General features: G+C 64.0%; 12 protein-coding genes. 9 read left to right on the top strand and 3 right to left on the bottom strand.

What is annotated here, in order from left to right:
* Position 1: 1 nt before the first annotated feature.
* Complete coding sequence (locus LB566_RS29405) at positions 2 to 1,012, top strand: sugar-binding transcriptional regulator (protein WP_224629589.1); 1,011 nt, start codon at positions 2 to 4, stop codon at positions 1,010 to 1,012.
* Here LB566_RS29405 and LB566_RS29400 read toward each other — a convergent pair.
* Genes LB566_RS29400 through LB566_RS29390 form a run of 3 tightly spaced genes read right to left on the bottom strand, consistent with a single transcriptional unit; the run spans position 999 to position 4,217 of the window.
* Positions 999 to 1,850 (bottom strand): TIGR01459 family HAD-type hydrolase, encoded by an 852-nt coding sequence (locus LB566_RS29400; RefSeq protein WP_140554318.1) that lies wholly within the window; start codon positions 1,848 to 1,850, stop codon positions 999 to 1,001. The genes LB566_RS29405 and LB566_RS29400 overlap by 14 nt on opposite strands.
* Positions 1,847 to 3,172 (bottom strand): FGGY-family carbohydrate kinase, encoded by a 1,326-nt coding sequence (locus LB566_RS29395; RefSeq protein WP_224629588.1) that lies wholly within the window; start codon positions 3,170 to 3,172, stop codon positions 1,847 to 1,849. The genes LB566_RS29400 and LB566_RS29395 overlap by 4 nt, the downstream gene beginning before the upstream one ends.
* 1 nt (position 3,173) lies before the next feature.
* Entirely contained in the window at positions 3,174 to 4,217 is a 1,044-nt protein-coding gene (locus LB566_RS29390) for a class II aldolase/adducin family protein (protein ID WP_224629587.1), read from the bottom strand.
* A gap of 189 nt (positions 4,218 to 4,406) precedes the next feature.
* Here LB566_RS29390 and LB566_RS29385 point away from each other — a divergent pair, with 189 nt between their 5' ends.
* The 8 genes from LB566_RS29385 (at position 4,407) to LB566_RS29350 (ending at position 14,280) form a co-directional block, all read left to right on the top strand.
* Positions 4,407 to 5,189, top strand: a complete 783-nt coding sequence (locus LB566_RS29385; RefSeq protein ID WP_224629586.1) for a DeoR/GlpR family DNA-binding transcription regulator — start codon at positions 4,407 to 4,409, stop codon at positions 5,187 to 5,189.
* A complete protein-coding gene (locus LB566_RS29380) occupies positions 5,186 to 6,553 on the top strand; it encodes an FGGY-family carbohydrate kinase (protein WP_224629585.1) in 1,368 nt (455 codons plus the stop codon). Before LB566_RS29385 ends, LB566_RS29380 begins: the two co-directional genes overlap by 4 nt.
* A complete protein-coding gene (locus tag LB566_RS29375; protein WP_224629581.1) occupies positions 6,550 to 8,121 on the top strand; it encodes a sugar ABC transporter ATP-binding protein in 1,572 nt (523 codons plus the stop codon). The genes LB566_RS29380 and LB566_RS29375 overlap by 4 nt, the downstream gene beginning before the upstream one ends.
* Complete coding sequence (locus LB566_RS29370) at positions 8,118 to 9,116, top strand: ABC transporter permease subunit (protein WP_140554329.1); 999 nt, start codon at positions 8,118 to 8,120, stop codon at positions 9,114 to 9,116. The genes LB566_RS29375 and LB566_RS29370 overlap by 4 nt, the downstream gene beginning before the upstream one ends.
* 80 nt (positions 9,117 to 9,196) lie before the next feature.
* Positions 9,197 to 10,135 (top strand): ABC transporter substrate-binding protein, encoded by a 939-nt coding sequence (locus tag LB566_RS29365; RefSeq protein ID WP_140517934.1) that lies wholly within the window; start codon positions 9,197 to 9,199, stop codon positions 10,133 to 10,135.
* Positions 10,136 to 10,208: 73 nt separating this feature from the next.
* Positions 10,209 to 11,102, top strand: coding sequence for a sugar phosphate isomerase/epimerase family protein (locus LB566_RS29360; protein ID WP_224629578.1), 894 nt, complete (start codon positions 10,209 to 10,211; stop codon positions 11,100 to 11,102).
* 317 nt (positions 11,103 to 11,419) lie between these two features.
* A complete protein-coding gene (locus LB566_RS29355) occupies positions 11,420 to 11,773 on the top strand; it encodes a cupin domain-containing protein (protein ID WP_140554333.1) in 354 nt (117 codons plus the stop codon).
* Positions 11,774 to 12,867: 1,094 nt separating this feature from the next.
* Positions 12,868 to 14,280, top strand: coding sequence for an alpha/beta hydrolase (locus LB566_RS29350; protein WP_224629577.1), 1,413 nt, complete (start codon positions 12,868 to 12,870; stop codon positions 14,278 to 14,280).
* The last annotated feature ends 295 nt before the right edge of the window (positions 14,281 to 14,575 follow it).

The raw sequence follows: 14,575 nt of genomic DNA, 5'->3' as shown, positions 1-14,575 counted from the left end.
GTTGGGCAGGCGACGGCAGGGCGATAGCGAAAACGGCGGGGCCGAGGCGCCCGAACAGGTCGTCAACGAGAGCCGTACGGACCGCCTCAGGATCCGCGCCGCCTGGATGTATTTCGTCGAGCAGATGACGCAGAACGAGATCGCCGACGTGCTCGGCGTCGGCCGCGTCACCATCGTGCGCATGCTGGCGGAGGCACGTTCGCGCAACGAGGTGAAAATCACCATCGAAAGCGAGTTGTCCGAGATCGTGCGGCTGGAGCGCGCGCTGGAGCGCACGTTCGGCCTGAAGCAGGCGCTGGTGGCGCCGCTGACCGCGCCCAATGCCGATCCGATCCCCGCGATCAGCGCCAAGACCGGGATTTTCCTGTCCGACACGATGAAATCCGGCATGCGCGTCGGCGTCGGCTGGGGTCAGACGCTGTTCTCGAGCCTGCCCTTCATCAGCGCCAAGTCGCTCACCGACTTCAAGGTGATTTCGCTGCTGGGCGGTGTGGGCGTCGTGCGCCGCTACAACCCGGCCGAGTTCGCCTGGCGCTTCGCCCAAATCTTCCAGGGCGACGGCTATCTGATCCCGACGCCGGCCGTCGTAGACAGCGTCGAGACCAAGATCGCGCTGGTCGAGCGTTGCGGCCTGCAGGAAGTCTTTGAGATGGCCAACGTGCTCGATGCCGTTCTGCTGAGCGTCGGCGGTATCGCTTCGGCCACCACCTTCTCTCGCGGCGGCTTTCTCAAGGAGGCGGACCGCGAAGCCTTGGTCGCGCGTGGCGCCGTTGGCGACCTTCTGTTCCATTTCTTCGACCGCAATGGCGATCTGGTCGATCATCCCGTCAACAGCCATGTGATGTCGGTGGAGGTCGATCGGCTGCGCAAGGCGCCGATCCGCATTCTCACGTCCGGCGGCGAAGAGAAGACAGCGGCGCTGCTGGGCGCCATGAACCTGATCGCGCCGACGATCCTGATCACCGACGAAGAGAGCGCAAGGCGCATGCTCGAGGCGATCAACGGAAGCTGAAGGACCCCGTGATGTAGTCCGGCTGGGCCCCGTATTCGTCGAAAACTGCGGCAAGGTCCGGCGTGTCCGCCAATATCCCGCTTAGAACCAGTGCGGTGGCGAGGTCGACGCCCTTGCCGCCAGCGATGTCATGCTCGACGCTGTCGCCGACGCAGACCACAGTGCGGCGGTCGGGCGCACCGGCCAACGCCAGTGCTGCCTCGAAAATCGCCGGACCGGGCTTGCCGATGCGAGTGACGCTGCCGCCCAGGCTCTCATAAAGGTCCGCCAGCCGGCCGGCCCCGAAGCGGGGCCCGACCGCCGTCAGCATGATCTTGTCGGGATTGGTGCAGAAGCATGGCACCTTTCGCGCCGCCGCCGGCGCAAGCAGCCGGCGATAGTGGTCGAGGTCGTAGCGGTCGCCCTCGCTGGCCGCGATCAGTACCAGGTCCGCGGTATCGCCGGCTCCGGTCAACACAAAAGGCAGGCCCTCGATCGCTGTGCGGTCATTATCGCGGCTGATCAACAGGCAGTTCGTGCCGGGCCGCAACGCTCCGGTCGCCGCCATTTCATGGAAGGATCGCCACGCCACCTCGCCGGAGGAAACGAAATGATCCCAGCTTCCGGCCTCGAAGCCGAGCCTCAGCAAACGGTCTTCGTTGGGCTTGGCGCGCCTGCCGGAGTTGGAGACCAGCACCACGGTCTTTCCGGCGCGCTTCAGTGCCGACAACGCTGCCACCGCGCCTGGATAAGGGGCGGAGCCGTCGTGCAGCACGCCGAACTGGTCGAGCAGGAAAACCTGGTAGCGCTCCACCAGCGGCCCGATGCCGTCGAGGCGTTCGACCATTGCGGTACTCATAGCGGCCCGGCCTCTTTCAGAGATAGCAACCCTGCCCTGTCTGCCCCCTTCAGCGCCAGCCTGGCGGTGCCGGCGGCTGCCTCGTCGGAAAGGGCGGGCAGGAACGCGACGCCGAGCTTGCGCTGTCGGATCGCGCTCCACGCCGGATTTGCCGCGCCGCCGCCGACGCTGCGCACCGAAGTCAGCGCCGGCGCGCCGAGCTCGCCAAGCCGGCGATAGCCGAGCGCCTCGATCGCGGCCATGCCTTCGAACATTGCCTTGAGATAGTCGGCATCGTCCGCCGGGCGCGGGGCGAGGCGCGGAGGGAGCGCCGGATCGGCGATCGGGAACCGTTCGCCCGATGTGGCGAGCGGATAATAGTCGAGGCCGGTCTCGGTCGCCGGGTCGATCATGGCGCTGAGCTCGATGATGCGCGCGAGCGGAAAATGCTGCGCCAGCACCTTGCCGCCGGAGTTCGAGGCCCCGCCGGCCAGCCAGGCATTGCCCAGCCGATGGCTGTAGATGCCGTATTGCGGCGCCGAAATCGGCCGGTCGGACAGGATCTTGATGGTAAGCGAGGATCCAAGCGCCGTGACCCCGTCGCCGACCCCCGCGGCACCCGTCGCCAGGAAAGAGGCGCAGCCATCGGTCGTGCCGGCAATGACGATCACGTCGCGGGCCAAGCCGAACAGATCCGCCATGGCCGCGGTGAGCGTGCCGGTGACGTCGCCCGGCTCGACGACGTCAGGCAGCAAATCCATGCGCATTCCGGTCGCCGCGATCCAGTCCGGCCAACGGCGGGCCTCGACATCGTAGCCGGTTTTCAAGGCGTTGTTCTCGTCGCTGATGTCGAAGCGGCCCGAGAACTGTCCGGCGATCCAGTCCGCCTGATGCAGCACCGCCGCCACGCCCGGCAGATGCTGGAAGTGAATCGCCTTGGCGAGGCCCGAGGTCGCGCCGTGCGCGGCGCTGCCCGCCGGCGCCTCGCGCGCGATCGCGGCCAGTATGTCGTCGTCGGCGACCTTGTCGTTGTACATCAGCGGTTCGGCGAGCGGCCGTCCGGCACCGTCGACCGGCAGCAACGTGCCCGAGGTGCCATCCACGGCGATGGCGCGGACCGTGGTCCGGTCGATGCCCGCAATCAACTCCTCCAGCGCTGCCCGGACCGCTTGCCACCATGCCGCCGGGCTGCGCGGATCCTGACCAAAGGCGTCGAGGCGGACGGCGGCTTGGCCGGCAATGGAAAAGTCCGGGCGCATGGCCACGGCGCGGGCGCCCGAGGTGCCGACATCGACGCCGACGACGAGGCAACCGGAGAGAGGCGAGCGGGCGACGGGCGACATGTCAGCCACCGGAGGCGTTCAGCTTCTGGCGGTACTGCTCGGCGTCCCAGTTGACGAGTTCGTCGTTCTCCGCCTCGGTAAGGTAATTCAACGTCGCCGTAACATCGACCCGCGCCGTCACGTCGGCAAGGCAACGCTGCATGGCGTCGGCGCCGGCGCTGGCATTGGCGCGCATCAGGACGCCGAGGCCGGGGAACAGGATCGATGCGGGCTGGGCGCTGCGGCGCCCGACGACAGCGGCGACGTCCTCGCCGGGCTCAGCCACCACCGAGCCCTCGCCGAGGAAGATGACATGGTCGGGATAGAGGCTGCCGCCCGATGCCATGCGACGGCTGTCGGGATCGATGGCGACCGCGTGCGCCTCGACATCCGCGGGCAAGCGGTAGCCGGAGTTTGCGGCAAGCGCGGTCAGTGCCGCGATGTCGGGCGCGGTTGCGTCGCGCGGCGCCCTTGCCAGCAACCCGGTGACACGGCGCAACAGCGCCTCGGCCCCGGTAACGGTCTCGGCCGCGATGACGAGGCCGTGATTGCCCAGGATCAGGACATCGACGCCCGGCCGCAGCCTTTCGGAGATGCCCTGGGCCAGCGGCAGGCCCGGCCGCCGGTAGGGAACATAGGCCCATTGGATACCCGCGAGCCGGCGCGCGGCCAGGACCTCGCAATCGGCCTGCACCGCAAGCGAAATGGTGTCGACGCAGTGGACATGCAGGACCACGCGCTGCGGCATCAAGGCATGCACCGTGGTCTCGATGGAGGGGCGCAGCCCGCGCGGGTTGAGCGCGCCGATGGCGAAGGCCTGCGGCTGGTCGGCGGCAGGATCGCGTCGTTCAACCGCCTCGAGCAATGGCGCCATCGCCACCGGCACCATGATGTCATCGGCGAGCGCGTCTTTCAGCCAGGTCCCGGAGGCCTTGATCCACAGCGTGTCTCCGGCTTTCAGCGACGTGTTGCCGCCGGCGGCCTGGGTCAAACGCGGATCCTGTCCGATAGCGGCCGAAAGCGCCCGCAGCGCCGCCAATTCCTGCGCATCCGCCTGGGTCGCCATCAAGCCTCTCCTCCAACAATCCGCCAACCGTCGAATGCGGTGGTCGGGCATTCGACGGGGTTGATATCGCAGATAAGAGTGAGTTCCGTCAACCGTGATCGAATACCGTCAGTTGCGGCTTGCAATCGAGCTAATGTTGAGTAAGTTACACCAACTGCCGTCGCAGAACGGCGTTTTTGGAGGAAACAGTTGAGCGACTCCGGCCGCCAGCGTCAGATCGTCGAACTCCTGCGCGATCGCCCCTTCGCCTCGGTGCGGGAGCTGCAGGAGCGGCTCGGCGTTTCGGCCGCGACGGTGCGGCGCGACATCGACCGGATCGACGAGGCGGGCGAGGCGCGCAAGGTTTATGGCGGTGTTTCGGCGCTCGACGGCACGTCGCATGCCGGCGTCGCCTATGCCCGGCCCTATGACGAGAATCGCGATCTCGCGGTCGAGGCCAAGCGGCAGATCGCCAATGTCGCCGCGACCATGGTGCGCGACGGCGACGCGGTCATCGTGCATGGCGGCTCGACCTGTTTCCATCTCGGGGTCAAGCTCGCCGAGCGCAACATCCGGCTCTACACCAACTCGATGCCGCTGGCGGCCTATCTGAGCGATCATGGCCATTGCAGCCTGACCGTTGCCGGCGGCGACCTGCACCGCGAGCCGGGGATCATTCACTCGCTCACCCATCCGGCACCTTTCTACGCTTCGAAGTTCTTTCTCGGCGCGCAAGGCATCGGCCAGGAAGGCTTGCTGGAATCGCACCCGCTGCTGGTGCGCTCGATCGTCGATCTCAGCCAGTGCGCCGACCAGATCGTCGTGCTGGCCGACAGCCGCAAGCTCTCGATCCAGGCCCGTAACGTCGCGCTGCCCCTGTCGCGTATCGGCACGCTGGTCACCGACGACGGTCTTTCCGATGCCGACGCGCGCATGCTGGAGGATGCCGGCGTCATGGTGCGGATTGCTTCCTCCATGGGAGCCATCGCATGAAGGTCGCGGTGCTCGACTTCGGCAAGACCAATTCGAAGCTGTTCGTCTTCGGCCAGGACGGACGCATTCTCGACGAGCGCCGGACCCAGCCGAAATGGAGGCGCCAAGGCGGCTTCAACGTGCTCGATGAGGCCGACCTCCACGATTGGGCGCTCGGCGCCGTCACCGCTGCGATCGAAAACCATGGCGTGGAAGGAGTGATGGTTTCGGGCCATGGCTGCACCTTCGCCCTGGTGGACGACGCGGCGCTGACGCATCCGATCCTCGACTATGAGCAGGAGCCGCCGGCCGAAATCGCCGCGCGGATCGATCGCCGCATTCCGGACTATGCCGAGACGTTCTCGCCGCGGCTGCCGCTGGGCTTCAATTATGGCCGCCACATGCTGTGGCTGCAGGAGGCCGCACCCGACGCTTTCGCGGCGGCGAAATGGATCCTTGGCTATCCGCAATATTGGAGCTGGCGCCTTGGCGGCAGGCCGGCTTGCGAAGTGTCCTATCTTGGCTGCCATTCGCATTTGTGGGCCCCGCGTCGTCACGATTTTTCCTCACTGGTCGACGCCGAGGGGTGGCGCCACCAGATGCCGGCCTTCGCGCGTGCCGGTACTGTCATCGGCGAGCAGGGCTTCGGCAGCGCGGCGCGACCGCTCGCCATCCACAACGGCGTCCACGACTCGAATGCCGCGCTCCACGCCTATCGGCGGCAGGGGCTGGGCCCGGTGACTGTGGTTTCGACCGGCACCTGGGTGATCGTGCTCAATCCCGACTGTCCGCTCGAGGCGCTCGACCGCGATCGCGACATGCTGGTCAATGTCGATGTGGATGGCGGCCCGGTGCCGACCATCCGTTTCATGGGCGGGCGCGAATTCGCCGCCATCAGCGCCGGCTGGCAAGGCCCGGTCGATGGCGCGGCGGTGCAGCGGGCGATCGATGCCGGCATGATGGCGCTGCCGAGCTTCGCGCCGGGCGGGCCGATGCCAAGCCGCTCGGGCCGGCTGGTCGGACGCACGCCAGATGCCGGCGAGCGTGCGGCCGTGGCCCTGCTCTATGTCGCGTTGATGCTCGACCTCTGCCTCGACCTCATCCATTCCAGCAACACCGTGATCGTCGACGGCGGGCTCAACACTGGTGGCCTGCTCGCCAGCCTCCTGGCGCAGTTGCGGCCGGAGCAGGCCTTCATGCAGGGCGCTTCGCTGGAAGGCAGCGCCACGGGCGCGGCGGCTCTGGCTTTCGAAAGCGTCGGGCGTGAATTCGCCGCCGAGCCGCCGGAGCCGGTGAAGGCAGCGCGCTTCACCAACCTCGCCGGCTGCCGCGACGGCTGGCGCGATCTGGTCGCCGGGACCGCCGGCAAGGCCGCAGCCCGATGAGCGCGGGGGCCAAGACTGAGGCAGCCGGCATGGGGGCAGAACGCCACCCGGTGCTGGAAATGCGCCATATTTCGAAGACGTTCGGCGCGATCCGCGCCCTGCAGGATGTTTCGCTTACCGTCCAGGCCGGCGAGCTGCACGCGTTGATGGGCGAGAACGGCGCCGGCAAGTCGACGCTGATGAAGGTGCTTTCGGGCGCCTATCGTCCCGATCCCGGCGGCGAGATCCTGATCGATGGCATGCCCGCCGCGACCGGCGATCCGATCAAGGCGCGCGCCAGCGGCGTCGCGGTGATCTACCAGGAACTGTCGTTGGCGCCCAATCTGACGGTGGCGCAGAACATTTTCCTCGGCAACGAACCGCGCCGTTTCGGCATCGTCGACCGCGACCAGTGCAACCGGCGCGCAACCGAGATCATCGGCCGGCTCGGCGTTTCCTTTTCAGCGCGTGCCCTGGTTTCCGGCCTGTCGCTCGGCGAACGCCAACTGGTCGAGATCGCCCGGGCGCTGTCGACCAATGCGCGCATCATCGTCATGGACGAGCCGACCACGTCGCTGACCTCGCGCGAGACCGAGCGGCTGTTCGAGGTGATCGCGACGCTGAAGGCGCAAGGCATCGCCATCATCTACATCAGCCATCGCATGGAAGAGGTCTACCAGCTCGCCGACCGCGTCAGCGTGCTGCGCGACAGCGGCTATGTCGGCACGCTGGAGCGCGCCGACCTCAGCGCCTCGCGCCTCGTTTCGATGATGGTCGGCCGCGATCTCTCGGCGTTCTACAAGAAGGATCACCGCCCGCCGGGCGAAAAACGCGCCGTGGCGCTGTCGGTGCGCGGCATGTCCGACGGCAGGCTGCTGAAGGACTGCTCCTTCGACCTCTATCACGGCGAGGTGCTGGCGCTGGCGGGCCTGGTCGGCTCGGGTCGCACCGAACTTGCCAGGCTTATCTTCGGCGCCGACCGGCGCAGCGCCGGCACGTTGGAGCTCGACGGCAAGCCGATCGCCATCGGCTCGCCGCGCGAGGCGCTCGATGCCGGCATCGCCTACCTCACCGAGGACCGCAAGGAACTCGGCCTGTTCCTCGACATGTCTATTTCCGACAACATCAACATGGGCGTGCTGGCCAGGGACGCGCGTGCCGGCGGATTCCGCGACTTCGCCGCCGCCGACAGGCGCGCTGCGAAAGCCGTCGCCGATCTTTCGATACGCACCCGCTCGGCGCAGGCCAATGCCGGTTCGCTGTCGGGCGGCAATCAGCAGAAGGTGCTGCTCGCTCGCCTGCTGGAGACCGAGCCGAAAGTCGTCATCCTCGACGAGCCGACGCGCGGCGTCGATGTCGGCGCCAAATCGGAAATCTACCGGCTGATCGACGATCTCGCCAACCGGGGCATCGCCATACTGATGATCTCCAGCGAACTGCCGGAGGTGATCGGCGTCGCCGATCGGGTGTTGGTGATGCGCGACGGCGCCATATCGGGCGAGGTGACGGCGTCCCCGGGCGAGCCGCTTCGCCAGGAAGCGATCATGGAACTTGCGACGGGAGCGGCCCAAGAAGGACCGAAGGAATGACCGACAGAACGACCGCGACGACGACGGTGGATCAGGCGGCAGTCAGGAGCCGGCGGCTGCGCACGGCTTTGGCCGCGCTCGGCATGCTGCCGGTCCTGGTGCTGCTGGCGGCCGGCTTCCAGTTCATCAATCCGCGCTTTCTCACCGGCACCAACCTGTTGATCGTCACGCAGCAATCGTCGATCAACATCGTGCTCGCGGCCGGCATGACCTTCGTCATCCTCACCGGCGGCATCGACCTGTCGGTCGGCTCGATCCTTGCCGCTTCCGCGATGGTGGCGGTGCTGGTGTCGCTGGTGCCCGACTGGGGCCTGCTCGGCGTGCCGGCGGCCATCCTGGTCGGTCTCGGCTTCGGGGTCATCAACGGGCTGCTCATCGCCTATATCAGGCTGCCGCCCTTCATCGTCACGCTGGGCTCGCTCACCGCCGTGCGCGGCGTCGCCCGCCTGCTTGGTGAAGACACGACCGTGTTCAACTCCGACCTGCCGTTCGACTTCATCGGCAACGGCTCGCTGTTCGGCGTTCCCTGGCTGGTCATCATCGCGCTGACGGTGGTGGTGGTGTCGTGGCTGGTGCTGAAGCGCACCGTGCTCGGCACCTGGATCTATGCCGTGGGCGGCAATGCCGAGGCGGCGCGGCTGACCGGCATCAAGGTGCCGCTGGTGCTGCTCTTCGTCTATGGCGTGTCCGGCCTGCTGGCAGGCCTCGGCGGCGCCATGTCGGCGGCCAGGCTCTATGCCGCCAACGGCCTGCAGCTCGGCCAGTCCTACGAACTCGACGCCATCGCCGCGGTCATCCTGGGCGGCACAAGCTTCGTCGGCGGCGTCGGCTCGATCTGGGGCACGCTGATCGGCGGGCTGATCATCGCCGTGCTGTCCAACGGGCTCATCCTGGCCGGCGTCTCGGACATCTGGCAGTACATCATCAAGGGATTGGTCATCATCGTGGCGGTCGCCCTCGACCGCTACCGGCTCCAGGCAGGGGCAAGAACGTGAGTGACCTTGTCGCCGGCATCAAAGACCGGCTTGTGTAGCGCACCGTGAGAGGCGCGGGGCATCAGGAGGAAGTAAGCGTAATGAAGACCATCGCCAAACTGCTTTGCGGCGCCGCGTTCGCGGCCGTCGCCATTGCGCCAGCATCGGCCAAGGACCTGAACAAGGTCGGCATCTCGGTCGGCCTGCTCGGCAACCCCTTCTTCGTCGCCACCATCAAGGGCATCGAGGACGCGGCCAAGAAGATCAATCCGAACGTCGAGGTGACGTCGGTGTCGGCCGACTACGACTTGAACAAGCAGGTCTCGCAGGTCGATTCCTTCATCGCTGCCGGCGTCGACGTCATCATGCTCAACGCCGTCGATGCCAAGGCGATCGCGCCCGCGGTGAAGAAGGCGCAGGCGGCAGGCATCGTGGTGGCGGCCTTCGACGTCTCCGCGCCAGGCGCCGACGTCACCGTGATGACCAACAATGTCAAGGCCGGCGAGGAGGCCTGCCAATATCTGGTCGACCAAACCGGCGGCAAGGGCAATTACGTCATTCTCAACGGTCCGGCGTCTTCATCGATCCTGGAGCGCGTCAAGGGCTGCAAGAACGTGCTTGCCCAGCATCCCGACATCAAGATCCTGTCCGACGACCAGAACGCCGAAGGCTCGCGCGACGGCGGCCTGAAGGTGTTCCAGTCGCTGCTGACCCGTTTCGACAAGATCGATGCGGTGTTCGCCATCAACGATCCGACGGCGATCGGCGCCGAGCTCGCCGCCAAGCAGCTCAACCGCTCGGAATTCATCTTCACCGCCGTCGACGGCGCGCCGGACATCGAGAAGGAACTGGCATCCGGCAAGTCCATGATCAAGGCTTCAGCCTCGCAGGACCCCTATGTGATGGCCGGCCAGTCGCTGACGATGGCCGCCGACGTGCTTGCCGGCAAGAAGCCGGCGGAGCCGGTGGTGCTGCTCGATCCGAAGCTGATCACTGCCGAGAATCTCAAGGACTACAAGGGCTGGACCGCGGCCCGCTGATCAGTCCGACACGGGCGCGGCCGGTGGACCCGGCCGCGCCCCCTCCATATCTCGCCGCAAACCGGAGACGATCATGTCGCGCATCGGAATCCACTCTTTCGTCTGGTCGGCGAGTTCGACGCAAGCCGAGCTCGAACGCACGCTGGCCAACACCAAGGAGGCTGGCTTCGACCTGATCGAGTTCTCCTATCTCGACCCCGCCAATGTCGATATTGGCGGGCTCGCCAAGCGCATCGCCGATCTCGGCCTCGGCGTGGCGATCAGCATCGGCCTGCCGGCCGACGGCGATATTTCGAGCGCCGACAAGGCGGTCGCCGCGCGCGGCGTCGGGATCCTCAACGACACCATCGCCCTGACGCGCGACCTCGGCGGCCAGAAGGTCGCCGGAATCCTGTCGACCAGCCACGGATTGCAGACCGAGGCGCCGACGCAAGACCAGTGGAACCGCAGCGCCGGGACGCTGGCCAGGGTCGCCGAAATCGCGAAGGCGGCAGGCGTCACGCTCAACCTCGAGATCGTCAACCGCTTCGAGAGCAATCTGCTCAACACCGCCGCGCAAGGGCTGGCCTTCATCGAGGACACCGGCTCCGACAACATCTTTCTCCACCTCGACACCTTCCACATGAACATAGAGGAGGCCGATGTCGGGCTGGCCATCCGCCATGCCGCCGGCAAGATCGGCTATGTCCATATCGGCGAGAGCCATCGCGGTTTCCTCGGCACCGGCAATATCGACTTCGCCGCGATATTCGATGCGCTGACGGCGATCGGCTATACCGACGATCTCAGCTTCGAATCCTTCTCCTCGGAGATCGTCGACGAGAACCTGTCGAAGAAGACCGCCATCTGGCGCAATCTGTGGACGGACAACATGGCGTTGGCCAAGCACGCGCGCGCCTTCATCGGGCTGGGAATGGAAACGGCAAGGCGCAAGGCGGAACTCGTCGCGGCGCGCCACAAGCCCTGAGGATTTCAGACTGACGGCAGCAGGGATTGCCAAATCGCCCATCCCAGGCGCGGACGCGCCTGGTTCCTGGTGCAAGACCGCGAACTCGGCTTCATTGACTATGAAGGCAGTTAATGCTACAAAGTGCCTATGGTGCTGAGTCGCGCCAGTGACCCGCCGAGCAGGCGGGTTTTTTCGTTCAGTGCTCCGTCAAACAGCGCGCCGGCGAAGGGCCAGTGAGCCCGGATGCGTTGCCCTGGTCCTCATGACGGCATTGCCCATGCCATGCGCATCGGCTATCCGACGGTGCGACAGCGAAGCAGAACGGAGCTCCGGCGATGACGAACAAGACGATCCTGAAATTCGGCACCGTCGAACACGCGGAAGCCGGCGACCTGCCTGGCTGGATCGCAGTCGAGGGTCGGCCGACCATGCAAACCACCGTCCAGCACACGACCGCGGACGGCAAGGTGATCTCAGGAACCTGGCGGGCGTCGCCCGGTACCTATCACGCCACCTACACCGACTATGAGTTCGTGCACATGATCGCGGGCCGCATCATCATCACACCCGACGGCGGCACGCCGGTCGAAGTCGGCCCCGGCGACGCCTTCGTGGTGGAAGCCGACTTCAAGGGAACCTGGAAGATCATCGAGCCGGTGACGAAACATTTTGTGGTCAGGGTGGGCTGAGGCAGGCCGCGGACAGACAAGCCAGCCGCTCGCCGGCCTTTGATACTCTTCGTCAATCCGGCCATAATCGCATATTCATTCAACTGGCGGGCCGTGGCTGGGGCCCGGTTGGAGCGAATGGGACCGGAATGCCGGCAGGGCGAACGATGTCCGCCTCGCTCATCGGGCCATCGCGTGAGACCCACGGCGAGTAACCCGCAGTCGGAGCACGCGGGACAACGGGACCCGCGGTCATTTCATTGTTTAGTGAGGAAAGCCTTGCAAGCCGGCGTGAGTTCGCCGAGGTGCTGTTTAAGGCAGCCTTGCGCCTTAACTTCGTTGTCCATGTGGCACACCCGCTTGGCGTCCGCTCTACAGGGTGTCTTGTAGGCATCTTTCGCTAAAGCGGCGTCGGTGAGAAAAAGCGATATACAAGCCAAAAGCGCCAGTTGAAGTGACTTTCGATTCCGCATGGTTGTGTTCCCATCGTGAGTGCAGAAGCGCGGTCTTTATATGCGTTAATGCTAAAGAATGGGAATCCACCATAAGGAGGAGGGTGCGAGCACCCGCGCAAAATCGGATGAGCAATGTAGCGCAAAACACGGCTTACATAAGCGCAGTGCTGACCACTGTCTCGCGCACGAATCAATCAAAAGCGCTAATATAGTCACCGGTTTGTCGAGCTTGTTTCCAATTTTGTGTTGGAGTAACCCAATATCGCTTGGGAACACGAAATGGAGAGGCTCGTCAGGATGCATGCAGGATAGGTTTTTCAAGCCGTTTTCCTGAAATACGGAATTGTTCCTTGGCAATACCGGGGAGAGAGACTCTCCGTATAGAATAAATAACGAAGTCGCGATTACGGGCGTTTTATTCCTGATTTGTCGGCGGCGCGAGGAATATTCGAGCCGTGATCGAGCAGTTTTAATCTACTTATAAATGAGGGGCGAGATGTCTACCGTGTTTAGACGCGCGTACATCAAACCAGGTTGGTGTTTTCTTCTCGTGGTCACGTCAGCTGCGTTCCTCATTTGCCTGGGGGGTGGGGAGCTCACTGCGGGTGAGTTCAAGAAAACCAGCTGTTGGTTCGAAATTCCCCGGGATCGGGCAATGACGTGTGGGACCGTGAATGTACCAGAAAATCGAAGAAGACGGGTGGTACCGAGGTCGTCCTGTCCCTGGTCGTATTCGAACCAGACCGCGAGCGGCACGAGCCGGTAGTGTTTCTCACAGGAGGACCGGGGCAGCCTACCGACATTGCCAATAGCGACGACATCGATGGATGGTGGGAATTCATCAGCGCCCAGAGCTGGATGATCGGACGCCGAGTAATCGTTGCTGATCAGCGGGGTATCGGAAAGTCCGCTCCCGCCTTGGACTGTTCTCAATATTTCAAGCCCGATCATTGGAACGCCATTCTCTCGAGCGTTGAGGTCGAAACCACCTTTGGCAAGCTCAAAAAAGATGAAGTTCTTGCATGCAGGACGGCGTTGATCGCAAAGGGCATCGATCTTGATGCCTACAACACTGAGGAGAATGCGGAGGATATTGATGACCTTCGAAAGGCTCTGGGGATAGAAAAGTGGGTTCTCTATGGCGTATCGTATGGCACCAGGCTTGCACTGGAAGTGATGAACCGACACCCCGAAGGGATCTCGGCGAGTATACTGGATTCAGTTGTTCCACTGGACATCAATTATCTGAACGAAGATGGACCTAACCTGGACCGTTCTCTAAAGATGCTGGAACGAGACTGTGAGGCAGCGAACAGATGCATGAAAGGGATATCAAATGCGGTTCAGGTTATTACAAGACAGCTTGATCGGCAGCCGTTGCTCTTGCGCAGCACAGATAAAGAGGCGCGCTACACATATGTCTCAGGGGCAGATTTCCTCGAACTTATATTCGGCATTTTATACGATCGCGATGCGATCCTGACCCTGCCGGAGCTGATCGAGAGGACATACAAACAGGATTTCAGGCCCCTGGCGGAGATACTTTTCGATGCTGACGACTTGGAGATCTCCCAAGGTATGGACTTCTCCGTAAGTTGTTCCGACAGCGATCTGCCCGATCTGAATGGCAAGCAGGACAAATACTGGTCGAAATGGGTTGAGTTGAACGACTACTCCTGGGCATGCCCTCTTTGGATGCTTGAGAACGGATCAGCATCGCGGATGCAGCCGCGCCGCACGGACATACCCACTCTTCTGTTGTCAGGAGAATATGATCCGGCAACGCCGACAACGTGGGCGGACCACGCGGCGGAAACCCTTCCTTTCGGCCAGGTGGTGGTCTTTCGGGGGATCGGACACGATGTCATAGATTCCGACCCGTGCGGGTCGAAAGTAGTTGCTGATTTCCTCGCAAACCCCAAGCTCAAGTTGAAGACTGAATGTGTCGGCGAGATGGGGGCCCCGCAGTTCCCAAGCCCGCCAAAGGAACTGTGGTCGGGGGCGGAGACACTACGCTCACTATCGGCAGCTCGCTCCAAGCAGTCTAGGTTGAGACTCCGATTTTGGCACTGAAGTTCTTCTCGAGTCAATTGTGAAAGTCCGCAGTTGGCTACTGGTGAAGTCCATATAAAGCCGAATGCGCGAATAAATTAAATATCAGCTTAGCGCCATTCAAGAACCCCTCTCGTCTTGTGGGCGCAAGTCGCGTGCCTGTCACATTCGATTGTCAAATGCCGAAAATTCACAGAAATTCTAGGAGGATCGAACAGTGTTTACGTCTCGTCGTGTATTGCTTTCGGCCTTGGGTGCAAGCATCGCATACGCCGCTTTTGGTGGCATCGCGCGTGCGAAGGGCGGTGGCGGTGGT

Origin of the sequence: Mesorhizobium sp. CA13, assembly GCF_020165235.1 — a bacterium.
In the GTDB taxonomy this organism is placed as follows: Bacteria; Pseudomonadota; Alphaproteobacteria; order Rhizobiales; family Rhizobiaceae; genus Mesorhizobium.
This window is presented reverse-complemented; position numbering and strand designations above follow the sequence as displayed.